The 25,904-nt window shown below is 63.6% G+C and carries 22 protein-coding genes; 18 read left to right on the top strand and 4 right to left on the bottom strand.

The annotated features are described in order from the left end of the window. Nucleotides 1-88: 88 nt before the first annotated feature. The 14 genes from ACXAEH_RS20690 (at nucleotide 89) to ACXAEH_RS20755 (ending at nucleotide 16,156) form a co-directional block, all read left to right on the top strand. Nucleotides 89-1,111, top strand: a complete 1,023-nt coding sequence (locus ACXAEH_RS20690; protein ID WP_475035711.1) for a quaternary amine ABC transporter ATP-binding protein — start codon at nucleotides 89-91, stop codon at nucleotides 1,109-1,111. Continuing rightward, the gene (locus tag ACXAEH_RS20695) at nucleotides 1,108-3,114 is read left to right on the top strand and encodes an ABC transporter permease (protein ID WP_475035713.1); all 2,007 of its coding nucleotides are present in this window, start codon (nucleotides 1,108-1,110) and stop codon (nucleotides 3,112-3,114) included. Before ACXAEH_RS20690 ends, ACXAEH_RS20695 begins: the two co-directional genes overlap by 4 nt. Nucleotides 3,115-3,116: 2 nt before the next feature. Continuing rightward, a complete protein-coding gene (locus ACXAEH_RS20700; RefSeq protein WP_475035715.1) occupies nucleotides 3,117-3,998 on the top strand; it encodes a phosphotransferase in 882 nt (293 codons plus the stop codon). A gap of 8 nt (nucleotides 3,999-4,006) precedes the next feature. Further along, nucleotides 4,007-6,454 (top strand): GcvT family protein, encoded by a 2,448-nt coding sequence (locus ACXAEH_RS20705; RefSeq protein WP_475035716.1) that lies wholly within the window; start codon nucleotides 4,007-4,009, stop codon nucleotides 6,452-6,454. A gap of 215 nt (nucleotides 6,455-6,669) precedes the next feature. Next, nucleotides 6,670-7,104: a TadE/TadG family type IV pilus assembly protein gene (locus ACXAEH_RS20710; RefSeq protein ID WP_475035717.1), complete on the top strand. Its 435-nt coding sequence runs from the start codon at nucleotides 6,670-6,672 to the stop codon at nucleotides 7,102-7,104. Nucleotides 7,105-7,107: 3 nt separating this feature from the next. Further along, entirely contained in the window at nucleotides 7,108-8,394 is a 1,287-nt protein-coding gene (locus tag ACXAEH_RS20715; RefSeq protein WP_475035719.1) for a pilus assembly protein TadG-related protein, read from the top strand. Between the two features lie 279 nt (nucleotides 8,395-8,673). Then, nucleotides 8,674-8,856 (top strand): Flp family type IVb pilin, encoded by a 183-nt coding sequence (locus ACXAEH_RS20720; protein WP_475035721.1) that lies wholly within the window; start codon nucleotides 8,674-8,676, stop codon nucleotides 8,854-8,856. Nucleotides 8,857-9,028: 172 nt separating this feature from the next. Beyond that, nucleotides 9,029-9,835: a Flp pilus assembly protein CpaB gene (gene cpaB / locus ACXAEH_RS20725; protein ID WP_475035722.1), complete on the top strand. Its 807-nt coding sequence runs from the start codon at nucleotides 9,029-9,031 to the stop codon at nucleotides 9,833-9,835. Nucleotides 9,836-9,968: 133 nt separating this feature from the next. Beyond that, complete coding sequence (locus ACXAEH_RS20730) at nucleotides 9,969-11,195, top strand: CpaE/TadZ family protein (protein ID WP_475035724.1); 1,227 nt, start codon at nucleotides 9,969-9,971, stop codon at nucleotides 11,193-11,195. 1 nt (nucleotide 11,196) lies between these two features. Then, a complete protein-coding gene (locus ACXAEH_RS20735) occupies nucleotides 11,197-12,582 on the top strand; it encodes a CpaF family protein (RefSeq protein ID WP_475035726.1) in 1,386 nt (461 codons plus the stop codon). After that, on the top strand, nucleotides 12,583-13,575 hold the full coding sequence (locus ACXAEH_RS20740; RefSeq protein WP_475035728.1) for a type II secretion system F family protein: 993 nt from the start codon (nucleotides 12,583-12,585) through the stop codon (nucleotides 13,573-13,575). A 14-nt stretch (nucleotides 13,576-13,589) separates the two neighbouring features. Then, nucleotides 13,590-14,591: a type II secretion system F family protein gene (locus tag ACXAEH_RS20745; RefSeq protein ID WP_475035730.1), complete on the top strand. Its 1,002-nt coding sequence runs from the start codon at nucleotides 13,590-13,592 to the stop codon at nucleotides 14,589-14,591. A gap of 450 nt (nucleotides 14,592-15,041) precedes the next feature. Continuing rightward, on the top strand, nucleotides 15,042-15,680 hold the full coding sequence (locus tag ACXAEH_RS20750) for a helix-turn-helix transcriptional regulator (RefSeq protein ID WP_475035731.1): 639 nt from the start codon (nucleotides 15,042-15,044) through the stop codon (nucleotides 15,678-15,680). Beyond that, nucleotides 15,677-16,156, top strand: a complete 480-nt coding sequence (locus ACXAEH_RS20755) for a prepilin peptidase (protein WP_475035732.1) — start codon at nucleotides 15,677-15,679, stop codon at nucleotides 16,154-16,156. The genes ACXAEH_RS20750 and ACXAEH_RS20755 overlap by 4 nt, the downstream gene beginning before the upstream one ends. A 9-nt stretch (nucleotides 16,157-16,165) precedes the next feature. Here the strand turns inward: ACXAEH_RS20755 and ACXAEH_RS20760 are convergent, their stop codons facing one another. Continuing rightward, nucleotides 16,166-16,624 carry an Lrp/AsnC family transcriptional regulator gene (locus ACXAEH_RS20760; RefSeq protein WP_475035734.1) on the bottom strand — a complete coding sequence of 153 codons (459 nt, stop codon included), beginning with the start codon at nucleotides 16,622-16,624 and terminating at the stop codon, nucleotides 16,166-16,168. 115 nt (nucleotides 16,625-16,739) lie between these two features. Between ACXAEH_RS20760 and ACXAEH_RS20765 the strand changes: the two genes are divergently transcribed. Together ACXAEH_RS20765 and ACXAEH_RS20770 are read left to right on the top strand one after the other, a co-directional pair. Next, complete coding sequence (locus ACXAEH_RS20765; protein WP_475035736.1) at nucleotides 16,740-17,942, top strand: methionine gamma-lyase; 1,203 nt, start codon at nucleotides 16,740-16,742, stop codon at nucleotides 17,940-17,942. Between the two features lie 10 nt (nucleotides 17,943-17,952). Further along, a complete protein-coding gene (locus ACXAEH_RS20770; RefSeq protein WP_475035738.1) occupies nucleotides 17,953-20,340 on the top strand; it encodes a transketolase in 2,388 nt (795 codons plus the stop codon). 44 nt (nucleotides 20,341-20,384) lie between these two features. On the opposite strand, the gene ACXAEH_RS20775 is transcribed toward ACXAEH_RS20770, so the two are convergent. Beyond that, nucleotides 20,385-21,476, bottom strand: a complete 1,092-nt coding sequence (locus ACXAEH_RS20775) for an aminomethyl transferase family protein (protein ID WP_475035739.1) — start codon at nucleotides 21,474-21,476, stop codon at nucleotides 20,385-20,387. A gap of 16 nt (nucleotides 21,477-21,492) precedes the next feature. After that, a complete protein-coding gene (locus ACXAEH_RS20780) occupies nucleotides 21,493-23,034 on the bottom strand; it encodes a trimethylamine methyltransferase family protein (RefSeq protein ID WP_475036141.1) in 1,542 nt (513 codons plus the stop codon). Between the two features lie 116 nt (nucleotides 23,035-23,150). Here ACXAEH_RS20780 and ACXAEH_RS20785 point away from each other — a divergent pair, with 116 nt between their 5' ends. After that, entirely contained in the window at nucleotides 23,151-24,032 is an 882-nt protein-coding gene (locus ACXAEH_RS20785; protein WP_475035741.1) for a LysR substrate-binding domain-containing protein, read from the top strand. A 3-nt stretch (nucleotides 24,033-24,035) separates the two neighbouring features. Here ACXAEH_RS20785 and ACXAEH_RS20790 read toward each other — a convergent pair whose 3' ends face one another. Then, a complete protein-coding gene (locus ACXAEH_RS20790) occupies nucleotides 24,036-24,650 on the bottom strand; it encodes a TetR/AcrR family transcriptional regulator (protein WP_475035742.1) in 615 nt (204 codons plus the stop codon). 102 nt (nucleotides 24,651-24,752) lie between these two features. Between ACXAEH_RS20790 and ACXAEH_RS20795 the strand changes: the two genes are divergently transcribed. Further along, nucleotides 24,753-25,901: an efflux RND transporter periplasmic adaptor subunit gene (locus ACXAEH_RS20795; RefSeq protein ID WP_475035744.1), complete on the top strand. Its 1,149-nt coding sequence runs from the start codon at nucleotides 24,753-24,755 to the stop codon at nucleotides 25,899-25,901. The last annotated feature ends 3 nt before the right edge of the window (nucleotides 25,902-25,904 follow it).

Raw genomic sequence — 25,904 nt, forward strand, 5'->3', positions numbered from 1 at the left:
GCTGCTTGCTCTCAAGGCAGCCCCGGCTTTTTCCCCACCCGATCAGTTTCGCCGGCCGCCCGTGCGGACCGGCTCCGGAGCCGCCTTGATGACCCCCAAGACCAAACTCTCCTGCCGCAATGTCTGGAAACTTTATGGCGCCAATGCGGATACCTTTCTGACCGCCAACCCCTCCCCCAGCGGCGGGGACATCCGCAAGGCAGGCATCATCGGCGCCGTGCGCAACGCCCAAATCGACATCGCCGAAGGCGAGATCTTTATCATCATGGGGCTGTCCGGCTCTGGCAAATCCACCCTGGTGCGCTGCCTGTCGCGGCTGATTGAGCCGACCGGCGGCCAGGTGCTGTTCGACGGTGTCGACCTGCTGACCGCCAGCGAGCAGGAGCTGATCGAAATCCGCCGCCACAAGATGGGCATGGTGTTCCAGCATTTCGCCCTGCTGCCGCATCTGACCGTGCTGCAGAACGTGATGTTCCCGCTGACCGTGCAGGCCGCCCCAAGGGCAGAAGCCGAAGCAAAGGCGCGCGAGGTGGTGGAGCTTGTCGGTCTCAAGGGCCGCGAGGATTATTACCCGCGCGAGCTGTCGGGCGGCCAGCAGCAGCGGGTCGGCATCGCGCGTTCGCTGGTGACGGAACCCGACCTGTGGTTCCTGGATGAGCCGTTTTCGGCGCTGGACCCGCTGATCCGCCGCGAGATGCAGGATGAATTCCTGCGCCTGCAGGCAAGGCTGCACAAGACCATCGTCTTTATTACCCACGATTTTGAGGAGGCCGTGCGCCTGGCCGACCGCATCGCCATCATGAAGGACGGCGAGATCATCCAGGTCGCCACGCCAGAGGAACTGGTACTGAACCCGGCCACCGATTATGTCGCTGAATTCACCCGCCATATCCCCCGCTCCAAAGTTCTGACCGTCGGCGGCATCATGTCCCCTGGCGCGGACGGCGAAGGCACGCCGGTACCGCAAAGCGCGCGGGTGTCGGAAGTCGCCGAACAGATCATCGCCGCCGACGCCCCGCGCCCGGTCTGCGACGGCAGCGGCCAAATCATCGGCTGCATCACCCGCCAGGCGGTTGCCAGGGTCCTGTTCGGCACCGGAGAGCGGGCATGAGCGCCCGCCTCTTTGCCCGCCTGACCGGGCCCGCCGCCGCGGCCTGGGGCCTGGTGCTGGCCACGGTTCTGCTGGGCTGGTTCGGCCGCGACCTGGCCAAGGCGCTGGATGCGCGCTGGCTGGTCAAAGTACCCTCCGGCTGGGTGATCCCGTTCAAGACCCATATCTCCTCCGCCATGACCTGGCTGGTGGAGGATGCGGCCATCGGCCCGCTGCGGTTTACCGATATGACCCGCGCCATCGCCTGGCTGATCGAACAGCCCTATCAGCTGATGCTGAGCCTGCTGGCAGACGGTTTCCTTGTCTCTTCCGCCCCCGGCGCGCAGGCGCTGCTGCCCGCCGCCAGCTGGATCGCCGTGACCGCAGGGGTCATCGCCCTGGGCCACTATTGCCGCAACTGGGGCCTGGCGGTGATGGCCGGCGCCTGCTTTGCCTACCTCGCGGTCTTCGGCCAATGGGACAGCGCCATGGTCACGCTGGCCTCTGTCCTGATCGCGGTGCCGATCGGCGCGGGCGGCGGGCTGCTGGCGGGGATCTGGGCCTACCGCCATCCGCTGGGCGAGCGTATCCTGTCGCCCATTCTGGACTTGATGCAGACCATCCCGATCTTCGCCTATCTGGTGCCGATCCTGTTCATGTTCGGCTTCGGCCCGGTTTCGGCCTTGGTCGCCACCATCATCTATGCCACCCCGCCGATGATCCGCATCACCATCATGGCGCTCAAGTCGGTGGACCCGGAGATCCTCGACTTCGGCAGAATGGCCGGCACCACCCCGCGGCAGCTGATGTGGCGGGTGCTAGTGCCCTCCGCCAGCCAAAGCCTGATGGTCGGTGTGAACCAGGTGATCATGCTGACGCTGAATATGGTGATCATCGCCTCGATGATCGGTGCGGGCGGGCTGGGCTTCGACGTGCTGGCCGCGCTGCGCCGCCTGGACATCGGCGCAGGCTTTGAGGCCGGTATCGCCATCGTTGTGCTGGCCATCGCCGTCGACCGGCTGAGCCAGGCGCTGGCGGAACGCATGGGCCAGGTGCATCACGCGGCACCGGGATCCTGGGCTGCCCGCCACAAGCGCACGGTGCTGGTGCTGACGCTGCTGGCCGTCACCTGGGTGCTGGGGCATTTCTCGCCGCTGCTGCTGGACTATCCGGCCAGCCAGACCATCACCACCGGTGCCTTCTGGAACGATGCCGTCAAATACCTGAACGTGAATTACTTCGATGCGTTTGAGGCGGTTAAGGTCTTCTTTCTCAATTGGTTCATGCTGCCGATCAAGAAAACCCTGCTGGGCATTCCCTGGCCCTGGGCCATCGCCATGCTGACCCTGCTGGGCTGGCGGGCCGGCGGCTGGCAGCTGGCGCTGCTGTGCGGCGGCATGTCCGCGCTGATCGCCTTCAGCGGGCTCTGGGCCAAGGCGATGGTCACCGTCTACCTCTGCGGCGCCTCGGTGATCCTGGCCACCCTGATCGGCGTGCCGCTGGGTGTGCTGGCCGCACTCAGCAAGCGCGCAGGCGTTGCCATCGGCCTGCTGATCGACACGCTGCAGACCCTGCCCAGCTTTGTCTACCTGATCCCGGTGGTGATGCTGTTCCGGGTCGGCGACTTTACCGCGATGATCGCCATCGTGCTTTATGCGCTGGCCCCGGCGGTACGCTATGCGGCCCATGGCGTGCGCAGCGTCAGCGGCGAGCTGATCGAGGCCGGCCAGGTCTCCGGCTGCACCCGCTGGCAGCTGCTGCGGCTGGTACGGCTGCCGATGGCGCTGCCGGAAATCCTGCTGGGCATCAATCAGACCATCATGCTGGCCCTGTCGATGCTCGTGATCACCGCGCTGGTCGGCACCCGCGACCTTGGCCAGGAAGTGTATATTGCCCTGACCAAGGCCGACACCGGCCGCGGCCTGGTTGCCGGGCTTGCCATCGCCTTTATCGCCATCATCGCCGACCGGCTGGTCAACGCCGGAGCCCGCGGCGCCCGTATCCGCTTTGGACTGGAGAGCTGAGCATGAGCCAATCCGATCTGCTTGACCAAATCCGCGCCCTGCCCATCTGGCAGGGGGAGATCACCGCCGAACCGCTGAACGGCGGCATCACCAACGTCAACTATCTGGTCCAGGACAGCGCCGCCAAATACGTGGTGCGGGCCGGCGATGACATCCCGCTGCATCAGGTGATGCGCTTCAACGAACTGGCCGCCAGCCGCGCCGCCCATGCGGCGGGCCTTTCGCCCGCGGTGGTGCATACCCAGGGCGGGCTGACGGTGCTGGAGTTCATCGAAAGCCGCACCCTGACCGAGGAGGACGTGCGCGACCCGGCGATGCTGCCGCGGGTGCTGGAGCTGGTCAAATCCTGCCACCAGGAGGTGCCGCGCCACCTGCGCGGCCCGGCGCTGGTGTTCTGGGTCTTCCACGTGATCCGCGACTATGCCGCGACCCTGCAGGACCAGAACAGCCCCCACGCGGCACTGGCTGCCGAACTGGCCGCCACCGGCAACAGGCTGGAACAGGCCGCCGGCCCCTTTGACATCGTCTTTGGCCACAACGACCTTCTGTGCGGCAACTTCCTGGACGACGGCCACCGGCTCTGGCTGATCGACTATGACTACGCCGGCTTCAACTCGCCGCTGTTCGACCTTGGCGGGCTGGCGTCAAACAACGGGCTGTCGCAGCAGCAGGAGCAATGGCTGCTGGAAACCTACTTCGAGGCGCCGGCCAGCGATGATCTGCTGCACCGCTACAGCGCAATGAAATGCGCCTCGCTCCTGCGTGAGACCATGTGGAGCATGATCTCCGAGATCACCTCCGAAATCGACTTTGACTACGCGGCCTACACCGCCAGCAACCTCGCCCGCTTCCGCGCGGCGCTCGACGACTTTCAAAACACCTGAGGACTGACATGACCGAACTCCCCTCAACTGCCAAGGCAGTCATCATCGGCGGCGGCATCATCGGCTGCTCGACAGCCTACCACCTGGCTAAGCTGGGCTGGACCGACACCGTGCTGCTGGAACGCAAGAAACTGACCTCAGGCACCACCTTCCACGCCGCCGGCCTGGTCGGCCAGCTGCGATCCAATGCTAATATCACCCAGCTCTTGGGCTATTCCGTCGACCTTTATAACAAGATCGAAGAGGAAACCGGCCTGGGAACCGGCTGGAAGATGAACGGCGGGCTGCGCCTGGCCTGCAATGAGGAACGCTGGACCGAGGTCAAACGCCAGGCCACCACCGCCCATTCCTTTGGCCTGGAGATGGAGCTGCTGACCCCCAAGGAGGCCCAGGACCTGTGGCCGCTGATGGATATCTCCGACGTGATCGGCGCCGCCTACATGCCGACCGACGGTCAGGCCAACCCCTCCGACATCACCCAGGCGCTGGCCAAGGGTGCGCGTATGGCCGGGGCGAAGATATTCGAGGACACCAAGGTCACAGATATCGAGATCGAGAACGGCAAGATCCGCGCGGTGATCACCGAACAGGGCCGTATCGAATGCGAAAAGGTGATCTGCTGCGCCGGCCAGTGGACCCGCACCTTTGCCGCCAAGTTCGGCGTCAACGTGCCGCTGGTGCCGATGGAGCACCAGTATATGGTGACCGAACCGTTTGAGGGCGTGCCCCCGGGCCTGCCGACCCTGCGCGACCCGGACCGGCTGACCTACTATAAGGAAGAGGTCGGCGGGCTGGTGATGGGCGGCTATGAGCCGAACCCGATCCCCTGGGCCAAGGACGGCATCCCCCAGGGCTTCCACTACACGCTGCTGGGCAGCAACTTTGACCATTTCGAGCAGCTGATGGAGCTGGCGCTCGGCCGGGTGCCCGCGCTGGAACACGCAGGCATCAAGACCCTGACCAACGGCCCTGAAAGCTTTACCCCCGATGGTAATTTCATCATCGGCGAGGCGCCGGAGCTGCGGAATTTCTACGTCGGTGCAGGCTTTAATGCCTTTGGCATCGCCTCGGGCGGCGGTGCAGGCATGGCGCTGGCGGAATGGGTGAAAAATGGCGAGCCGCCGTTTGACCTCTGGTCCGCTGACATCCGCCGCTTTGGCCGCCCGCATTTCGACACCGACTGGGTCCGCACCCGCACGATCGAGGCCTACGGCAAGCATTACACCATGGCCTGGCCGCATGAGGAGCACTCCTCCGGCCGACCCTGCCGCAAGTCGCCGCTCTATGACACCCTGAAAAGCCAAGGCGCCTGCTTCGGCGAGAAACTCGGCTGGGAGCGCCCGAACTGGTTTGCCGATGCCGCCAAGGGCGAGACTCCCAAGGATGTCTACAGCTTCGGCCGCCAGAACTGGTTTCAGGCAGTGGGCCGCGAACACAAGGCCGCGCGCGAGGCCGCAGTGCTGTTCGATCAGACCTCATTCGCCAAATTCGCCCTGAAAGGGCCGGACGCGCTGGCGGCCATGAATTGGATCTGCGCCAATGACGTGGACAAACCTGTGGGATCGCTGGTCTATACCCAGATGCTGAACCGCAAGGGCGGCATTGAATGCGACCTGACCGTGGGCCGGGTGGCGCATGACGAGTTCTACATCGTGACCGGCACCGGCTATGCCACCCATGATTTCGACTGGATCCGCCGAAACATCCCCGAAGGCATGAACTGCCAGCTGTTCGACATCACCTCCTCCAACGCGGTGCTGTCGCTGATGGGCCCCAAGGCGCGGGAGATCCTCTCTGCCGTCACCCGCGACGATGTCTCCAACGCGGGCTTCAAGTTCGGCACGATCCGCACCATCGGCATCGCCGGCTGCCCGGTGCAGGCGCTGCGGGTGACCTATGTGGGCGAACTGGGCTGGGAGCTGCATCTGCCGGTCGAATATGCCCAGACTGTCTATGCCGCGCTGATGGAGGCTGGCCAGCCGCACGGGCTGACCAACGCGGGCTACCGCGCCATTGAATCCCTGCGCCTGGAAAAGGGCTACCGCGCCTGGGGCTCGGACATCGGCCCGGACCACACCCCGTTCGAATCCGGCCTGGGCTGGGCGGTGAAACTGAAGAGGGACATCCCCTTCAATGGCCGCGAAGCCGCCGAGGCCCAGAAGGCCGGGGGCGTCAAAAAGATGCTCGCCTGCTTCACCACCGATCCCGGCGTGGTGCTGATGGGCCGCGAAACCATCTACCGCAACGGCGAGCGCGCGGGCTGGCTCACCTCCGGCGGCTATGGCTACAGCGTGGAGCAATCCATCGGCTACGGCTACATTCGAAACCCCGAAGGCGTTGATGCCGATTACGTGCTGAGCGGCGAATACGAGCTGGAAGTCGCCACGGAACGGGTGCCCTGCAAGGTGCAGCTCACCCCGCTTTACGACCCGTCGATGAGCCGCGTGAAGATCTGAAACATCCCCTCCCGTGGCGGCGCAATGGTCAAGTCAAAGCGGTTTCATTGATTGTGCGGCTGGCCGGAGGGGCTTAGCCCGCTGATGCACTGCGCCCTCGCACCGTCAGAGCGGGAAAATCAACCCTTTGGTGTGTTTTTGGTTCTTTGAACTGATGCCGCGGGCGCATGGCCTGCGGCATTCTTATTCAAGAGAATTTCTGGGAGCAGACGTTCATGAGACGGAAAACGCCCGTTGCACAAGGGTTTGCGGCCAAAACCAAAACGCAACTGTTGGCCTTCGCGCAGGAGACTTCCGGTGCGGTTCTGGTGGAGTTTGCCTTGGTCCTGCCTATCCTGTTGTTTCTGATCTTTGGTGCAATCACCTGGGGGTACACCCTATCGGTGTCTGATGCGATGTTCGACGCAGCCCGGAAAGGGGCACGGGAGCTGGCTGTGGGCACTTCGAATGCTGTTCAAACCGAAGCGTCGGTGCAGTCGGTGCTGTCGATCTGGCCCACCAGCTTTTCGGTTACGGCTGAGGACAGCGCGGCGACAGGAACGGATGACGTCCGGGTGACCGTGACAACTGCCAATGTCTTTGCCAGCCTGGTGCCCTTTGTACCGCTGCCTGGCCAGATGCGGGCCGAAGTCACCATGCGGAAGGAGTAAGCCATGCGCCGGTTACTCCTCCGGAGCGGGGAATTCCGCCGTGATGAGCGCGGCAGCGTACTTGTTTTCTTTGCCATTTCGCTGCCGGTTCTGCTTTTGACGCTGGCGCTGTCGGTTGATTGGGGGCTGGTGCGGCTAACCGGCAACCGGCTGCAGATTTCCGCAGACGCGGCTGCGCTGGCAGGGGCCAGTCAATTGCCTGAAGACGCCGATGCTGTGACCGAGGCACTGGCCTATGCCGCCAAGAACTTTCCGGAATCAGGCGGGGCGCCGGTTTTGAAGGCGGGCGATGTTTTGACGGGCCATTGGGATGGCGCAGTGTTTGCGGCAGGCGGTACGCCCAAGAATGCGGTTCAAGTAACGACCCGGCGCAGTGACGCCAGCGGCAACCCGCTGGGATCGTTCTTTGCGCGGCTTGCCGGGATTACCCAGTTCGAAATTACCCGCACCGCCGTTGCCCAGGCGGGCGACGCACTGGGGAACTGTCGCAATGGCGGCTTTTTCAGCGATGAGGAGATCCTCTCGGGCAGCAACAACAGCTATGTCTCGGATTTCTGCCTCTACGGCAGGGACGGAGTGAAGATCAGTTCCGACAACTCCTTTGGGCCTGGCACCGTGATCGGGATGAACGACCTGAACGACTTTGAACAGGGCGGCAACAACCAAGGCGCCGAGGAGGCGCTGCAGGAAATGGATGTGGAGCTGCTGATTGCCGGGCTTGCACCGGAAGTGATTTCCAGCATGGAAAGCGGTCTCTTGTCAGAGCTGCCGGATTTCATCACAAGTGGACCGGTATTCCTGGATGAGATCACCGATTTAACCCCGCTGACGGCAGGCACGCTTTATGTGGTGGACGAGGTGGCGGACTTTGGATCGGATGCGGCGCTGGCCAATATCGCCGTTGTGGCAGGCAAGGAAATCAAGGTCGGATCTGACTCGACGGTTGAGAACGTGGTGTTTGCCAGCCCGGACAAGATCCTGTTGGGCTCCAACAATGAGGTGGGCGGCCAGGGCGCTTGCGGCACCGGCTCGTACAATGTCTATCTTTTTTCCGAAAGCAACATCGAGTTTGGCTCCAACAACGATCTGCGCGGCGTGCAGATGGGGGCAGGGGAAGAGTTGAAACTGGGCTCTGATGTAGCTGCGCTGATGAACGTTTACGGCGAAGCCTATGGCAAGATCGACTATGGCAGCGCCGAGGAAATGGGCTCTTGCGCGAATGGGCTTGCAAGTCACTTCGGCAGCCTCAGCCTGACCGAAAGCCCGGCACAGCTGGCCTTGGTCCAATAGCTGGCCGGGCACTGAAGCCACGTATTAATCCACTGAATTACTGATGTTTTGCGCCCTGGGCCTACGGATCTTTCCAAGATGCGGAGGCGTGGGGCAGCGTGAAGCTGTGAAGGTTGCAGACGGTTCTTCAGCAGGGAGCAGGAGGTCTCCGGCGGCCAGAGAAAAATACAATTCAAGGATGAGTTTTTGGTACTTGGCGCCGATGCGCCGGCTGTTGGGCTCCCGGTAAACTGAACCTGTGCTGGCGCTTGCCGGCGTTCAATTGATGGGAGACACGACATGACTGCTTATCTGATGATGATGCTGTCGCGCCTGCGCCGCGACGAACGCGGGGTGACACTGGTGGAATACGGTATTGCCATTGCTCTGGCGGTTGGCTTGGGCACTGCGGGGCTGAACGCTCTTGGTGTGGAGATCGGCGGCGCGCTGACCGCGGCCGGCAACGAGATGCCGGATCCCTAAGATCTGCCTTTTGCCATGGCCTGCAGCGCAGTGCCTGCGGGCGGGCGTCCAAAGATTGCCGCGGCTGCACTGCGGCTGCGGCATCTTTCTTTTCACAACTTCCATGGGCCGGCGAAGCCCGGCAACCGGGCCTTGCCAAGAGTTGAACCGCGGTGCGGAAAGGATGCATGACATGAATATTTCGTCACTCTTGAGCATGATCTCCGGTCTGGCGCTGGCCGGCGGCTCGGCCTATGTCGCCAAGGACTACATTGATGGCCAGAACGTCGCCCGCGTGACCGAAGGGCCGGAGCTGGTCGAGGTCGTGGTGGCCTCGCAGGACATTGCCTTCGGCGCTGCGATCACCGCACAGACGCTGACCACCATCGCCTGGCCTGCCGAAGCGCGGCCGGGGGGCACCTTCACCGCTTATGACACGCTGCTGCCGGAAGCTGGCAAGCCGCCGCGCCGGGCCCGCCGCCCGATTGCACAGGGCGAGCTGATCCGCGCATCGCGGGTTTCCAAGTTCGGCGAGAAGGTGACGATTGTGCAGAACCTGAGCCCGAACCACCGGGCAATGGCGATCAAAGTGAGTGCCGAAACGGCGGTGGGCGGCTTTGTGACACCGGGCGACCGGGTCGACATCCTGCTGACCCAGGGCCGCGGCAATGACCTGAAGACCGTGACCATCCTGCAGAACTCCCGCGTGGTGGGGGTGGACCAGGATGCCAATGAAGAATCCGAAACCCCGGGCGTGGCCCGGACCGTGACTGTCGAGGTGACACCCGAGCAGGGGCAGCGGCTGGCGCTGGCCCAACGGGCCGGCACGCTCAGCCTGACCTTACGGACGCTGGATGCGCCGGAGGAAGAAGTGCCGTTGGAATCCATCGGGCTCGGCGATGTGCTGCGCAATTTGCCGCTGGCGGCGGAAGCGGCGCCGGCTCGCAGAACCGTGCTGATCCGGCGCGGCACCGAGGTCACTGAAACCGAGATCCGCTGATCTTCGGCGCTGTCCGGTGTGGGGCAAGGGGGTGGCCCCGGACTCCCGGAACAGGCAGCGCTGCAGAGGCGGAGCCAAACCCGGCCCGTTGAACCGGGCCGGGTTTGGTCAGCGATGCAGAAAGGACGGGCCGATGCAGGCTGAAACGCAATCCATCGTAGTGATTTCCAAGGACCCGGATGTCAGTACCCTGGTGGCCAGCGTGGCGCAGTTCCGCCCCGGCACCGGGGTGCAGAAATGCGCAGCAGCACTCTCAGAAATCAACGGCACTGCGCTGCAGCTGGCGGACGACAATGATCTGATGATCTTCCGGGTCGAAGGGGATGCGGAACGGGATGCGGCAGCGGTGCGCGCAATCCTGCAGAATACAGGTGGCACCAAACAGATCCTGGCGCTGGCGGATGCAGCCATGCCCTTTGCTGCTCTGCGGCGCCTCACCGAAGCCGGAGTGGCCGATGTACTGCCCGATACAGTTTCGGCGGATGAGTTGTCGGAGGCGATCCGCAGGTGCTTGGAGCCTTCGGAACCTCCTGGCGGGCTTGCAGCGGAGCGCAGCCGGGAGGGAATGGTGATCCCGGTTGCGCAATCCTGCGGTGGCGTCGGGGCCACCACGCTGGCGGTCAATCTGGCCGACTGCCTGACGCAGCGCCGCGGCCTGCGGCGGCAGGATCCGGAGTTCAAGGTGGCTCTGGTGGATCTGGATCTGCAATTCGGCGCGGTAGGCAGCTTTCTCGACCTGCCGCCGAACCGTTGCCTGTATGAGCTGGCCAGCGAAGACCTGGTACCGGATCACGTCTTTGCCCGGCAGTCGCTGACCGAGGCTGCGCCTGGCTTGTGGGTGCTGGCTGCGCCTGCTGAAATCGCACCGCTGCACGCGCTGAAACCTGAACAGCTGCAGGCGCTGATTGCGCATCTGCGCTTGCAATTCGATTTCGTCGTCATCGACTTGCCGCGGGCGCTGGCGGAGTGGCTGGTGCCAATTCTGGAGGCGGCGGCACGGCTGCTGATGGTCACCGGCAGCTCTGTGCCGGCGGTCTGCCAGGCCCGGCGGCTGCTGGATTTCTATAGCGAAACCAGCCCCGCCTTGCAGTCGGATATCGTGATTAGCCGCGAGCGCAAGCCGCTGATCGCGCCGGGCCATCATAAGGAGGCTGCCAAGCTGCTGCAAAGGCCATTCAAGTACTGGCTGCCCAACGATTCCACGGCGGCGGCAGCGGCAGTGGATCATGGGGTGCCGTTGTCTGCGGCGGCCAGGCGGTCGGGCTTGGCCAAGGCCGTCAGGCGGATTGCTCAGGATTTGGCCAGGGCAGGGAATGCCTGCGCTGCGGCTGTGCAGCCCGCGCAGGGAAAGGCGGTTTGAGATGTTCAGGAATTTTGGCAAACGGACTGAAAAGACGGCAACTGCGGATACGGTTGTGCCGCTCTGGCCGCAGAACGGCAACGCGGCGGAGACAGAGCCTCCGGCAGAAGACCGGAAGCTGATCGCGTTCCTCGAATTGAAGAGCCGGATGCATGAAGCGCTGATCGAGCGGCTGAACCTGGCGGTGATCGACAAGGTGGAGCCGGAGGAGCTGCGCCGCGAAGTCGCATCGCTGGTTGGCGACGTTCTGGCGGAAGAGAACAACCCGCTGCGCGCGGATGAATTCCGCCGCCTGGTGGATGAGCTGATCGACGAGGTGCTGGGGCTGGGGCCGCTGGAGCCTTTGCTGGCGGATCCGGGAGTGAACGATATTCTGGTCAACGGCCACAAAACGGTGTTTGTCGAACGCGGAGGGGTGCTGGAGCAGACCGGGGTGCGGTTCCGCGATGAAAAGCACTTGTTGCGGATCATCGACAAGGTGGTGTCGCGTGTCGGCCGCCGGGTTGATGAGAGCAACCCTTGGGTTGATGCGCGGCTGGAGGACGGCAGCCGGGTCAATGCGATCATACGGCCCTGCGCCATTGATGGGCCGTCGCTGTCGATCCGCAAGTTTTCCCGTGATCCATTGACGCTGGAGAAGCTGGTGGCGGGCAATGCGCTGAATGCCCAGGCCGCGGCCTTTCTGCAGGCCCTTGTCGAGGCACGGGTTAATATCCTGATTTCCGGCGGCACCGGCTCGGGCAAGACCACGATACTGAATGCGATTTCGGCCAGCATTGATCCGCGTTCGCGGATTGTCACCATTGAGGATGCCGCGGAGCTGCAATTGCAGCAGGCGCATGTGGTACGGTTGGAGACCCGGCCGCCGAATCCCTCTGGCGGCGGGAGCGTCAGCCAGCGTGACCTGGTGCGCAATGCGCTGCGGATGCGCCCTGACCGGATCATCGTCGGCGAAGTGCGCGGTGCCGAAAGCTTTGACATGCTGCAGGCGATGAACACCGGCCACGACGGCTCGATGACCACGGTGCATGCCAATTCCGCCCGCGACGCGCTTGGGCGGATTGAACAGATGGTCTCGATGATCGGGATGGAGCTGCCCTTGCCCGCAATCCGGGCGCAGATCGCCTCGGGACTGCAGATTATCGTGCAGCTGGCGCGGCTGGCGGATGGTCAGCGCCGGGTGGTGAGCATCTCAGAGCTGACCGGGCTGGAGGGGGAAGTGATCACCATGCAGGACATCTTCGTCTACCGGCGTCTGGGAAAGGCCGCGGATGGCAGCATCGCCGGGGAGTTCATCCCCACGGGCATCCGCCCCCAATGCACCGCGCTGCTGGAGGCCGCGGGGGCCAGGTTCGACCGGGCCATGTTTTTGCCGGAGGAGGCGTGAATGGCACAGGAATTTCTGAATGCACTGCATGGCTGGACGGGTCAGCTGCGCGGATATGCGGTCTATTGCGGGCTCGCCCTGGGGGTGCTTTTGATGGTATCGGGTCTGCGGCAGCTGTTGAGCCGCAAAAGCTTGGCAGCGGCTGCGCGCAGCCGCCGGATGCGGATGGTTGCCCAAGGCCGTTCCGGGACAGAGCGGCTGGCGCTGCTGAAGCCGCCGGCGCGCCGGACGGGCTGGCAGCGGCTGCCGCTGGTGGGCGTGCTGCCGAAGACCCTGCGCCAAGCCGGAGTGCCCCTGAGCGCCGGCGCTTTTTGGTTAGGATGCACGGCTCTGTCGGCACTTCTGTTCATTGCGGCTTCGTCGGTCACAGCCGTGCTGAACGCAGCTGTCCTGGGGGTGGTCTTTGGCTTTGGCGTTCCGTTTGCGCTGCTGCAAGCGCGGCATCGCAAGCAAATGGACAGGCTGATGCACCAGTTGCCGGATGCGCTGGAGATGATGGCGCGGGGCCTGCGGGCGGGGCATCCGCTGAACAATGCGATTGGCATCACTGCGCGCGAAATGGCGGATCCGGCGGGCACCGAACTGGGCATTATTTTTGACCAGGTGACCTATGGCGAGGACCTGCCCGCGGCGGTGCAGGAGTTTGCCGAACGCACCCGGCTGGAGGATGTGCAGTATCTGACAGCGAGCATTGGCATCCAGCACGGCACCGGCAGTGATTTGTCGGGAATGCTGGACACGCTGGCACGGGTGATCCGCGGCAGGATCGCCTTGCGCCGTAAAGTGCGTGCGCTGGCCTCGGAAGGGCGGCTGACCGCCTGGCTGCTGTCGTCGCTGCCACTGGTGATCTTCGGTTCGGTTTCCGTGCTGACGCCCAGCTACTTTTCCGGCGTCGCGGACGACCCGCTGTTCATGCCGATGATCGCGGGTATCGCTGTGCTGACGGTGCTGAACGCCATCGTGCTGAAGAAGCTGGTCAGTTTCCGGATTTGAAAGAGAGGTTTGCGATGGAACAGCTGCTTGCAGAATTCACCAGCTGGACCGGCCTGTCCGCTGCGGCCTTGGCAGCAGCCGGAGCGGCAGCGGCGGTGCTGCTGCTTTATCTCGGGCTGGCTAACATCCTGGCGGGTAAATCCCCGGCCGCAGCGCGGCTGTCGTCGCTGCATGAAACCCGCCGCCGCCAGCGCCGTGACATGACCTTGCTGAAGGCGCCGGCCGGGCAGGCAGGCGGGCTGATGAAAGCCTTTGTGCCCGCAGACCAGCAGCAGCGCTCGGAGCTGGAAAATAAGCTGGCCCAAGCCGGGTTTTCCCAGGCAGGCGCATTGCGCAAGTTTACCCTTATCCGGGTGTTGCTGGGACTGCTGCTGCCGGGGCTTTTGCTGCTTGTCATCGCGGCGGCGCGGCTGCCGGGTCTGCTGCCGCCGAACCCGGTGACCGGCTTTGCCGCGGGCTGGACCAACCTTCAGGTGTTTCAGGCTCTCTGCGGTCTGGTGGGGGCCGGGTTCTTTGGCCCGGTTTATGTTCTGAACGGCCGCGCTGCCGCCCGCCGCCGCCGGATCAAGGAGGCCTTTCCCAACGCATTGGACCTGATGCGAATCTCGGTGGATTCCGGACTGGGGTTCGATGCGGCGATGACCCGGGTGGGCAATGAACTGGCGGAGGTTTCACCCGACTTGGCATTTGAGCTTTTGAGTGTGCAGCGGCAAATCCAGGCAGGCCGCCAGCGCGAGGATGCACTGCTGGACATGGCGCAGCGGACGGGAGTGGAATTTGCCCGCTCCTTTGCCAATGTTGCGCTGCAGTCGATGCAATTCGGCACCAGCATGGCTTCGGCCCTGGCTACATATTCCGAGGATTTGCGTGACCAGCGGGAAATGCGGGCTCAAGAAATGGCCAACAAGCTGCCGGTGAAAATGTCAGCTGTTCTGGCCTCGCTGATGCTGCCTGCACTGATTGCAATCACGATCGGCCCTGTGGTGATCCGTTACATCCGCATGCTGGGCGGTTGATTTGCAAGTGGTTGAACAATCGGCCGAAAACTTTGGAATTGATCCCTTGGCTTTCACCCGGGCAGGGCAATTTTTCGCCTCATGATTGAAAATTTGAACGTAGGAGATCAATTAATGCCAAATTATTGACGCATTTGCGAAATGCCGCCAGCATGAGGAGAGGCAATAGGGGATTATTGTTTTTTGCGCTTGCTACGGCACTAAGAGCGCTAAGTTAATGAGTATACTTTGCTGTGGGGGACGCGCGTTATGGGGACCAATGCGCTTTTTGACACCCGCACCATCCAGGCCGCTGAGGCCGGTATGATTGCGCCTATTGCGCGATGGTGTGAGTGCCTTCATGGCTGCGCGCCATTCCGGGACGCTTTGCGCGCCCTGGCGGCAGCCATTAATGGAGAAGCTGCTGCAGTTTGCAGGGTTTCGACCGGCAAGGGCCGGGCTTCAGGATCAGTGTTTTTCGATGCGGCCGCAGGCGGGGGCAATGGCCCGGCGCTTGACCGTTCCTTCGCGCGGGCGGTGCTGGGGGGCTATCTGGACAAGGCCAAGCCGGGGCTGATCTGGTACAAATCGATGAGCGACCAGGATAGCGATCCGGCACTGGACCGGTTCCATGCGTCGCGCAGGCTGGCAGAGCTGGCGGTCATTCCGCTGTCTTCGGGCCGCCACTACACCGATTTTCTGGAACTGCATTTTTCCTCCCGTCCGGGGGCGGTGCAGCAGGCGCTTTTGAACATCATTTCGGACACGCTGGTGCGGACTTGGACCAACCGGTCGCCAGGGCTGTACACCGAGGCCTGCTTGAACGAGCGGCGGCTGCGCTGCAGGGCAGAGGTGGAAGCGCATCTCTTGAGCATGGAGAACCCGGCGCAGCTGAGCCGCGCCGAATACCGGGTCTGCGTGCTGCTGAGCAAGGGCCAGCCGGCCAAGCGGGTGCAGTCGGATCTGGGGATCTCGAAATCGACCCTCCGCACGCATCTGCGCAACATTTATGCCAAGACCCGCACCCGGAACCTGACCGAGCTGGTCTATCATCTTGTTTCGGTGGATACGTTTGCCGGGCAATCGCCACGGCGGGGAACAGCGGCATGAGCACGCTGACCGGGTTTTTGCCGCTGACGGTGGCAATGCCGTTGCTGGTCTGGGCCGCCATTGGCGACTTTCGGCATTTGCGGATACCGAATTGGCTGGTCTTGAGCATAATTGCCGTGTTTGTGCTGGCCGCTCCGCTGCTGCCGCTGCAGGAGATTGCTCTGAGACTGTTGTCGGCAGCGCTTGTGTTTCTGCTTTGCGCTGCCTTGTTCCACTTGCGGATTTTAGCAGGCGGAGACGTCAAAATGATGGGGGCGGCGATGCTGTTTGTGCCGTCTTGGGCGCTGGTCGGCTTCGGCTGGTGTTTCAGTGCAGCGATGATTGCGGTGGTGATCGCCGTTGCAGCCCTGCGGGTACAGCAGCCTGCCGCGGTTTCGGGCTGGGCCGTTGTCCGCGCCCCGGGCAGCTTGCCGATGGGAGCTGCGATCTCTCTGGCACTGCTGCTTTTGCCGGCAGTTTGGATATGTGCAGGTTGAGTGCCAGATTCATTCAGGCATTGGAAACACTGCAGTGCGTTTCACAGTGCTGTAGACAAAGCTGGTGTCGATCGAGGCGATGCCGCCGATCGGGTGGATACGGTTACGGATGAAATCCTCGTAAGCCTCAAGATCCGGCACCAGCACCCGCAGCTGGTAATCCATGGCGCCGGTCAGCACGTGGCATTCCAGCACTTCCTCGATCATTTGCATCCGGCGCTCGAATTGCTGCACGTCGGTCTCGTTGTGCCGCTCCAGCTTGACGCGGACAAAGACGGTGATCGCAATCCCGTAAGCCTTGGCGTCCACCTCGGCGCTGTAGCCGCGGATCACGCCGTTGGCCTCGAGGTTGCGGACCCGGCGCAGGCAGGGGGAGGGCGACAGGTTCACCGCCTCGGCCAGCTCCTGGTTGGTCATCCGGCCATCGCGCTGCAGGGCGCGGATGATTTGCCTGTCCTTGTCGTCCATTTGAGCTCTCATCTTGGCATAATATGCCAATCAGCATATAGTTTGAGGCAGAATACGCAATCAATAGCCCAGTCATGAGGCGTAATATGGCTGTAAAGAGATTGAGGAGACAGCCATGACCCGCTCAAAAGGCTTTGCCACCCGCGCCATCCACCACGCGTATGATCCGCAGCAGAACGAGGGCGCGCTGACGCCGCCTTTGCATTTGACTTCGACCTTTGCATTCCAGACGGCTGAGGCCGGCGGCGAGATGTTTGCGGGCGAGCGGCGGGGCCATATCTACAGCCGGATTTCCAACCCGACCTGCGATCTGCTGGAGCAGCGGATTGCCACGCTGGAAGGCGCCGAGGCCGGGCTGGCGCTGTCCAGCGGCATGGGCGCGGTGACGGCGGTTCTGTGGACGCTGCTGTCGCCCGGCGATGAGGTGATTGTCGACAAGACGCTTTACGGCTGCACCTTTGCCTTCATGCGCCACGGGCTGTCGAAATGGGGTGTGACCATCACCCATGTGGACATGACCCATATGGAAAATCTGCGCGCAGCGGTGTCGGACAAGACCCGGGTGGTCTATTTCGAGACCCCGGCCAATCCGAACATGCGGCTGGTGGATATTGCCGGTGCGGCGGAGATTGCTCATGCCGCAGGGGCGCAGGTGGTGGTGGATAACACCTATTCCACGCCTTACCTGACCCGGCCGATTGAGCTGGGCGCTGATATCGTGCTGCATTCGGCCACCAAATACCTAGGCGGCCACGGCGATGTGGTGGCAGGCCTTGTCGCCGGCCGCGCCGAACAGATTGCCGAAATCCGCCTGGTCGGCATGAAGGACATGACCGGCGCAGTGATGGCGCCGTTCAATGCAATGCTGATCCTGCGGGGGCTGAAGACGCTGAACCTGCGGATGGACCGCCATTGCGCCTCGGCGCGGGTGGTGGCGGATTTCCTGGCGGCGCATCCGGCGGTGCGGGCGGTGCATTTCCCGGGGCTGGAGAGCTTTGCCCAGCACGCGGTGGCGGAACGCCAGATGGATCAGCCCGGCGCGATGATCGCTTTTGAGGTCGAGGGCGGGCTGCAGGGCGGCATTGCCCTGATGAACGGTTTGCAGATGATCCAGCGGGCAGTGTCGCTGGGCGATGCGGAGACCCTGATCCAGCACCCTGCCTCGATGACCCATTCGACCTATACTCCGGAAGAGCGGGCCGAGCATGGCATCAGTGACGGGCTGATCCGCCTGTCGGTGGGGCTGGAAGAGGTGGAGGACATCCTGGCCGATCTGGAGCAGGCCTTGCCCGCGCCGCTGCAGCACGCCGCCGAATAAGGAGAGAGCCATGCGCCCGGACCTGACCCATCTGAAAACCGTTGAGCAGCGGCTGCTGTGGCTGTCGCACTGGATGATCCACAACGCCAACCACATCCGCCCCAACCCGGACGGGATCAAGGTGGGCGGGCATCAGGCATCCTCGGCCTCGATGGTGTCGATCATGACGGCGCTCTATTTCTCGGCGCTGCGGCCTGAGGACCGGGTGGCGGTGAAACCCCATGCCTCGCCGGTGTTCCATGCGATGCAGTATCTGATGGGCAACCTGAGCCGGGAGAAGATGCAGAACTTCCGCGGCTTTGGCGGGGTGCAGAGCTATCCGAGCCGGACCAAGGATGTGGACGATGTGGATTTCTCCACCGGCTCGGTGGGGCTGGGTGTGGGCATCACCGCTCTGGCTTCGATGGTGCAGGATTTCATTGCCGCCAAGGACTGGGGCGCGGAGACCCGGCTGGGCCGCATGGTGGCGCTGGTGGGCGATGCCGAGCTGGACGAGGGCAATATCTACGAGGTTCTGCAGGAGGGCTGGAAGAACGGCCTGCGCAACACCTGGTGGATCATTGACTATAACCGCCAGTCGCTGGACGGGATCGTGCGCGAAGGCCTGTTTGAGCGGGTCGAGAAAGTGTTCGACGCCTTTGGCTGGGATGTGGTGCGGGTGAAATACGGTGCACTGCAGCGGGCTGCGTTCGAGGAACCGGGCGGGGAGGCTTTGCGCGGCTGGATTGATGCCTGCCCGAACCAGGAGTATTCGGCGCTGACCTTCATGGGCGGCGCGGTCTGGCGGCAGCGGCTGCTGGATGATCTGGGAGATCAGGGCGAGGTCTCGGCGCTGATCGAACGGCGCAGCGATGCGGAACTGGCAGAGCTGATGGAAAACCTTGGCGGCAACTGTGTTGAGACCATGGCAGAGAGTTTTGCCGCCATTGATCATGACCGCCCGGTCTGCTTCCTGGCCTATACGGTCAAGGGCTGGGGCACGCCGATTGCGGGCCACAAGGACAACCACGGCGGCTTGATGACCAAGGCGCAGATGGCGGAGTGGCAGGCCCATATGGGGGTGCCGGAAGGGCAGGAGTGGGAGCCTTTTGCCACCGTCGGCGATGTATCTGCGCTGCAGGCCTTCCTGGGGCAGGTGCCGTTTTTTGCCGAAGGCCCGCGGCGTTACTCCGAAGCGCCCTTGGCGGTGCCTGCGGTGGCGGTGGACACGTCCCGCGAAACCTCGACCCAGATGGCCTTTGGCAAGATCATGGACGCGCTGGCGCGCGGGGACAGCGAATTTGCGGCGCGGATCATGACCACTTCACCCGATGTGACCGGCACCACCGGGCTGGGGCCCTGGGTCAACCGGCGCAAGCTGTTTGCGCGCGAAGCGCAGAAGGATGCGTTTATCGAGCACCGTATCCCCTCGACCGCGAAATGGAACTTTGCCCCCGAGGGCCAGCATCTTGAGCTGGGTATTGCCGAGATGAACCTGTTCCTGCTGCTGGGTGCTGCCGGGCTGGCGCACAGCCTCTGGGGCAAGCGGGTGATTCCGGTGGGCACGGTCTATGACCCGTTTGTCTGCCGCGGCCTCGATGCGCTGAACTATGCCTGCTACCAGGACGCGCGCTTTATGATTGCGGGCACGCCGTCAGGGGTGACGCTGGCGCCGGAGGGCGGCGCGCATCAGTCGATCGGCACGCCTTTGATTGGCATGAGCCAGGACGGGCTGGCGGCTTTTGAGCCTGCCTTTGCCGATGAGCTGGCGGTGATCATGGAATGGGCCTTTGGCTATCTGCAACGCGATGGCGAGGGCGACCCGGATGAGCGCACCTGGCTGCGCGATGAGACCGGCGGATCAGTTTATTTGCGCCTTTCCACCAAGCCGCTGGAGCAGCCGGGCGAACGCGTTGATGATGCGTTCCGGCAAGGCGCGATTGATGGCGCCTACTGGCTGCGCAAGCCCGGGCCCAACTGCTCGGTTGTGATTGCCTATCAGGGTGCGGTTGCCGATGAGGCGATTGCCGCGGCCGGCATGATCGGCGAGGTGCGCCGCGATGTGGGGGTTTTGGCCGTCACCTCAGCCGACCGGCTGAACGCGGGCTGGACCGCTGCCCAGCGGGAGCGCGCCCGCGGCAATCCGGCGGCGCTGTCGCATATCGAGCGGCTGCTGGGGGACCTGCCTGACCACTGCACGCTGGTCACCGTGATCGACGGCCATCCGGCGACACTGGCCTGGCTGGGCGCGGTTGCCGGCCACAAGACGGTCCCGCATGGGGTGGAGCATTTCGGCCAGACCGGCACCATTGGCGACCTGTCGCGGCATTTCCGGATCGACCGGGAGGCGATTGTGAAATCCGTGGGCGGTCTGACTGCAGGGCGCACGGCGGCGCTGATGCCGGTGAGCCACGGCTGATGAGTTTGGCCGGAGCGGAGAGCTGCGCTCCGGCCTTGCCACGGTCAGCCTTGGGTGCGGGTCTTTTGCGGGTCGTAGACGGGGCTGTTCACAACGGTGGCGGTGGTTTCCAGCGCCTCGCTTTTGACCTGCAGGACAGCTCCGGCTGCGATCCCCGGGCGGACATGGGCCAATGCCAGGGATTTGCCCATCCGGTGCGAATAGCAGGGGCTGTTGACCACCCCGATTTCCTCACCGTCCAGCAGCAGGGTCTCGCCGCCCTCAACCATGTCCGAGTGGTTGATGTCGAGGCAGACATTGCTGATCTTCTCCCGGCCTTTCGCCGCCATCACCGCGTCCTTGCCGCGGAAATCTCCCTTGGAGGAGCTGACGGTAAAGCCGAGGCCGACCTCCCAGGGCGTGTGCTCCTCGGTCATGTCGTAGCCGTAGAACAAGAGCCCGGCCTCGATCCGCACCTTGTCGAGGGCAGTGAAAGAGCAGGGCATGACGCCAGCCTCAGCCAGCTTGTCCCAGATATCCGTGATCACTGCGGCGCTGGCAAAGATCTCGTAGCCGCGCTCGCCGGAGTAGCCAGTGCGTGAGATCCGGCAGGTATGGCCGAACAGGGCAGCAGGCGCGTGTTCGAAGTAGCCGAGGGTGGCCAGGTCGGTATCGCAATGGGCGTTCAGGATCTCCAGCGCGGCGGGGCCCTGGACCGAAACGTCGTGCAGGTCGTCGGTGAATTCCAGCCAGACGTCGCGGCCTTGGGCAGAGGCTGCGAGCAGCGCCATGGTGCCGCCGGAGCCATGCACGATCATCCACTCATCGCCGCCGTTGTTTGAGACAATGGCGTCATCGGCAATGCCGCCCGCATCGGTCAGCACGCAGAGGTAGGCGGCTTTGCCCGGCGCAAGTTTGGACAGGTCGCGGGTGGTCAGGTGATCCAGCACGGCCTGTGCATCCTTGCCGCGGACAAAGACCTTTTTCAGCGGCGACATGTCGAACATGCCGGCCTGCTCGCGCACCGCGTCGTGTTCGTCATTCGGGTCGGTACTGTAGGTCCAGGCGGTGCCCATGCCGTTCCAGTCTTCCAGCCCCGATCCCAGGGCAATGTGGCGGGAGGCAAGCGCGGAGGTGCGGCTCAGTTCTTCGGTCATGTCTAGAGGTCCTTTCTCAATACCATTCGTCGGGCATGGCGGCTTTGCGCTCCGCCACGAAATCGTTCAGGGCTGTGCGAGTGCGTTCCGGCATCTCTGGCGGCTGATACTCCGCCAGCATCTGCCGCCATCGGGCCGCGGCACGCTGATCTGCGGTCTGGCGGCCGCTCTCGTCCCAGGTCTCATAAGGGCCTGCCTCAGGCACCTGCGGTTCGAAGTTGGCGGTGGTGTAGTGGCGCAGGGTGTGGCCGGTTGAGAGGAAGTTCTCGCCCGGCCCCGCCTCGCCGTAGGCATCGCGGCCAAAGGCCTCGTCATCGGTGGTGAACCCCTGCAGCATCTTCAGCATGGCGCCGCAGTGGTCGAGGTCCATCACGAATTTTTCGTAAGACATCACCAACCCGCCTTCGAGCCAGCCGGCCGCGTGCCAGACCTGATGGCTGCCAGACAAAAGCGTTGCCCACATGGCGCCGGTGCTGTCCTGCATCGCCTGCCCGTCGGCGGCGTTGGAGGCGGTGACCTGACCGCCGCCCGAGCGCACTGGCACCCCCAGCCTGCGGCCCAATTGCGACATCGCCATGGTGGTGAGGTTTGCCTCGGGCGAGCCAAAGGTCAGCGCGCCGCTGCGCAGGTTCATCGAAGAATGGAAGCTGCCGAAGACCACCGGGCAGCCAGGGCGCACCAGCTGGGTGAGGGCAATGCCCGCCATCGCCTCGGCCAGGGTCTGGGCGGCGGTGGCGGCAGGAGAGAGCGGCCCCATGGCGCCGGCGAATATCGCGGGGGAGATGCAGACGCATTGGTTCGCCGCTGCGTAAAGGCGCAGGGAGCCTGACATAACCGCGTCATAGACCAGCGGCGAATTGACGTTGATATTGGCCTGCATCACCGCGTTCCGGTCGAGAAACTCTGCGCCAAAGGCCAGCCGGGCCATGCTGATACTGTCTTCTGCAGCCTGCGCCGAGGTGACGCCGCCCATGAAGGGTTTGTCCGACAAGGTGAGATGGCCCAGCATCATGTCCAGATGCCGCTTGTTCACTGGTACATCGGTCGGCTCCACTATGGTGCCGCCGGAGTGGTGCAGGGCGGGTGACATATGGGCAAGCTTTGCGAAGCTTTCAAAGTCCTGCAGCGTGGCGTAGCGTCGGCCCTGCTCCACGTCGGTGACAAAGGGCGAGCCGTAGCCGGGCATCAGCACCACATTGTTGCCGCCGAGCGTCACGGTGCGGCCAGGGCCGCGGCCGTGGAGCTGGAATTCGGCAGGCGCGGTCTGGCAGAGCTGCCGCACATGGCCCGGCGCAAAGCGGGCACGGGTGCCTTCAATGCGGGCTCCGGCGCCGGCGAACAGCGTAAGCGCCGTGCTGTCGCCGCAGAACTCGACGCCGATGTGTTCAAGTATCCAATCCGCCTGGGCTTCGATGCGGGTGAGGGCGGTTTCATCCAGCAGGCCATAGGCCGGGATCGAGCGGCGCCGGTACACGGGTGTGGTCTGCGGCGCATTGTGCCGGGTCAGCCGCCCGCGGCGGGATTTGCCGCGTTGAGTGATATGGGTATCAACGTTCACATTTTTCAACGTTTGGCCTCCCGAAATACAGTGCAACGTCCATAATCGTGGGAACAATGCGGCTAGCAATCGAATTTATTTGCTCAATGTGTTCAGGAAATTTATACGCATGAACCATGCCCGTAGAGTTCCGCCACCACGACAGCCTGCGCCTGTTTGCGGAGATTGCCCGCTACCGCAGCTTTTCCGATGCGGCAGCGGCGCTGAACATGACTAAGGGTGCGGTGAGTTATCAGGTTAAAACGCTGGAGACGGATCTTGGGTTTGCGCTGTTCCAGCGCAACGTGCGCGGGGTGGAGCTGACGGCGGGCGGGCAGAAGCTGCTGACAGCCTGCCAGAGCCATTACGAGGCGATCGAGGCAGATATACTGGCGCTGAAGGGGAGTTCCTCCAGCACGCTGACAGTGGGTGTTTCCACTTATTTCGCCGCCCGCTGGCTGTCACCGCGGCTGATGTCTTTTATGCAGGAGCATCCGGAAATCCAACTGAGGTTGCAGCCGATGATCCGGTTGTTCGATCTGGAGGCACAGGGTGTGGATATCGCGATCCGCTGGGGCAACGGGCAGTGGGACGACGAGGACGTAGCCTCCTTTTTGCCGTGCCCGGCCTTTCCCGTCGGTAATGCCGATGCATTGCAGCGTGTGCAGGCTGCGGGCTGGGAGCAGGCGGTCTCCGGTTTCACCTTGCTGCGTGATCATGACGACAGCAACGCCTGGACCGACTGGCTGATTGCCGCAGGTCTGCCGCACCAGACGCGGCGCGATACGCTGATCATCCCTGATCCTAATGTGCGGGTGCAGGCGGTGATCGACGGGCAGGGGGTTGCCTTGATGGATTCGCTGATCGAGCGCGAGATGGACGAAGGCAAGCTGTTTCGCCTGTCGCCCTATGCGCTGCAGGACTATGGTTATTTCCTGGCCCGGCCGCGCCGCGGCGGCGCGCAAAAGAGCGTGCAGGCGTTTGCCGACTGGCTGCAGGGGCAGCAGGCCCCGGGCTGAGGCCTAGCGGGGCAGAACTGCTGCAGAGACGAAATCCTGCAGCCCTTTCAGAACTTTGCGCATGGAAACATTGCTCAGCACACAGCGGTAGGCGCTGCCTTCAGCGAGTTCGATGATCAGCTGTGCCGTTTCATTCGGGTCGGGCAGGGTGCGCAGGCTGCCCTCGGCAATGCCGCGTTTCAGAACCGCGGTGACGGCGTTCGCCAGTTGGGCGCGGTTGGCCATGAACATGGCGGCGATGTCGGGCTTGCGGATGGCCTCGCCGGAGATTTCCAGAGTCAGAATCACAGTGTCCGGGTCGGCAAGATACTTGGCATAAGACGCGAGGAAAGTCTCAAGGACCTTCGGCGCGGGCGAAGATCTGCCGAGGATCCTGAGGAATGGCGCCAGCTCGAGGTGCTCCAGTGCCGCAATTTCCGCCAGCACGTCGTGCTTGCCCGGGAAGTGGTTGTAGAGATTGCCCAGGCTCATCCCGGCCTTCTTTGCAATATCCCGCACCCCGGTCTGGTGATAGCCGTTCTCCAGAAAGCACTCCAGGGCGGCGTCCAGGATCTGTGCACGGCGCTGCGCAATTGCCTTTTCGCGCTTCGATGCGGTCTTGTCTTCTGCGGTGGGCATTCTTTGCTTCGCCTCTTGAGCGAACGATCGTTCATCACATATGCCAGATAAGCGCGGCCTGCAAGGGCTGGATGGTTCTGATGACGAAGGAAAGTGTTGCCCATGATGGATGCAAGGACTAAGGTTCCGGCCCCCCGCGGGCGGCAATGGCTGTGGCTGATATTGTCGGTAGCTGTGCTGGCTGTGGTGGTACTGCTGCTGTTTGAAACCGAAGACACCGCGGATGTAGAGCGCGCGGCAACTCAGCCGCCGGCACCCTTGGTCTCGGTGGTTGCAGCCGTGCCTGGCCCGGCGCGGGCGGTTGTCTCGGTTTACGCTGAGTTGCGTCCGCGCTGGGAGGCGGAGTTGCGTTCCGCCGTGTCGGGGCGGATTCTGGCGGTGCATGAAGAGGCGCTTGCCGGGGCGCGGGTGGCCAAGGGCACACCGTTGTTTTCCATCGAAAAGACACAGTATGAAACCGCAGTGGCCGCGGCGGAGCTTTCGCTGGCGCAAGCCAGGCTCAATCTGCTGCAGGCCCAGAACAAAGTGACCGTTGCCGAGCGTCAGTTTGCCCGCGACGGGTCCAGCCCACCCAACGACCTGGCGCTGCACCTGCCGCAATTGCGGATCGCCGGGCGCAACGTTGCATCGGCCGAGGCCCAGTTGCAGGCCGCGTTGCGCGAGCTGGAGGATACCGCGGTCACCGCGCCGTTCGCGGGCTTTGTCACCCGGCGGCTGGCCAGCCTGGGCCAGACGGTCAGCGCGGGCGATCCGCTGCTGCAGCTATCCGGCGATAGGCAGTTTGAGCTCACGGCCGAGTTGAGCCAGGAGAACTGGAACCTGCTGGAGCAGCCCCTTAGCGGACAGATAGCGGATCTCTACCACCGGAACGGTCGGCTGCTGGGGCAGGCCCGGATCCGTCAGGGCGGGGGTTTTCTCGACCCGAAGACCCGCCAGGTGCGGATTTTTCTGGAAGTGACGGACCCGCATGACGGTGTTCTGGCGGGCGACTTCTTGCGGGTGGACTTTCGCGGGCGGGAGCTTGCGGACACTCTGACCTTGCCCGAAGGCACATTGACCCGGGCCGGGCATATCTGGCTGGTCGGCAGCACTGGTCTCCTGCAGCGCATCACTCCCAGGGTACTGTTCCGGCACGGCGGGAATATCACCATCGCCGCGCCCGACGGCACCGGTCCCTGGCAGGTGGCCAGAACGCCGCTTGCATCATTCCTGCCTGGCCAGCGCGTCAGCCCCAAGCCGGCGGAGGGCTGATCC

The sequence above is a fragment of the Leisingera sp. ABM4_060 genome (assembly GCF_056158765.1).

Coding starts and splice junctions, on each gene's coding strand:
- ACXAEH_RS20690 (WP_475035711.1), top strand. CDS start 89: ATGACCCCCAAGACCAAACTCTCCTGCCGCAATGTCTGGAAACTTTAT.
- ACXAEH_RS20695 (WP_475035713.1), top strand. CDS start 1,108: ATGAGCGCCCGCCTCTTTGCCCGCCTGACCGGGCCCGCCGCCGCGGCC.
- ACXAEH_RS20700 (WP_475035715.1), top strand. CDS start 3,117: ATGAGCCAATCCGATCTGCTTGACCAAATCCGCGCCCTGCCCATCTGG.
- ACXAEH_RS20705 (WP_475035716.1), top strand. CDS start 4,007: ATGACCGAACTCCCCTCAACTGCCAAGGCAGTCATCATCGGCGGCGGC.
- ACXAEH_RS20710 (WP_475035717.1), top strand. CDS start 6,670: ATGAGACGGAAAACGCCCGTTGCACAAGGGTTTGCGGCCAAAACCAAA.
- ACXAEH_RS20715 (WP_475035719.1), top strand. CDS start 7,108: ATGCGCCGGTTACTCCTCCGGAGCGGGGAATTCCGCCGTGATGAGCGC.
- ACXAEH_RS20720 (WP_475035721.1), top strand. CDS start 8,674: ATGACTGCTTATCTGATGATGATGCTGTCGCGCCTGCGCCGCGACGAA.
- cpaB (WP_475035722.1), top strand. CDS start 9,029: ATGAATATTTCGTCACTCTTGAGCATGATCTCCGGTCTGGCGCTGGCC.
- ACXAEH_RS20730 (WP_475035724.1), top strand. CDS start 9,969: ATGCAGGCTGAAACGCAATCCATCGTAGTGATTTCCAAGGACCCGGAT.
- ACXAEH_RS20735 (WP_475035726.1), top strand. CDS start 11,197: ATGTTCAGGAATTTTGGCAAACGGACTGAAAAGACGGCAACTGCGGAT.
- ACXAEH_RS20740 (WP_475035728.1), top strand. CDS start 12,583: ATGGCACAGGAATTTCTGAATGCACTGCATGGCTGGACGGGTCAGCTG.
- ACXAEH_RS20745 (WP_475035730.1), top strand. CDS start 13,590: ATGGAACAGCTGCTTGCAGAATTCACCAGCTGGACCGGCCTGTCCGCT.
- ACXAEH_RS20755 (WP_475035732.1), top strand. CDS start 15,677: ATGAGCACGCTGACCGGGTTTTTGCCGCTGACGGTGGCAATGCCGTTG.
- ACXAEH_RS20760 (WP_475035734.1), bottom strand. CDS start 16,624: ATGGACGACAAGGACAGGCAAATCATCCGCGCCCTGCAGCGCGATGGC.
- ACXAEH_RS20765 (WP_475035736.1), top strand. CDS start 16,740: ATGACCCGCTCAAAAGGCTTTGCCACCCGCGCCATCCACCACGCGTAT.
- ACXAEH_RS20770 (WP_475035738.1), top strand. CDS start 17,953: ATGCGCCCGGACCTGACCCATCTGAAAACCGTTGAGCAGCGGCTGCTG.
- ACXAEH_RS20775 (WP_475035739.1), bottom strand. CDS start 21,476: ATGACCGAAGAACTGAGCCGCACCTCCGCGCTTGCCTCCCGCCACATT.
- ACXAEH_RS20785 (WP_475035741.1), top strand. CDS start 23,151: ATGCCCGTAGAGTTCCGCCACCACGACAGCCTGCGCCTGTTTGCGGAG.
- ACXAEH_RS20790 (WP_475035742.1), bottom strand. CDS start 24,650: ATGCCCACCGCAGAAGACAAGACCGCATCGAAGCGCGAAAAGGCAATT.
- ACXAEH_RS20795 (WP_475035744.1), top strand. CDS start 24,753: ATGATGGATGCAAGGACTAAGGTTCCGGCCCCCCGCGGGCGGCAATGG.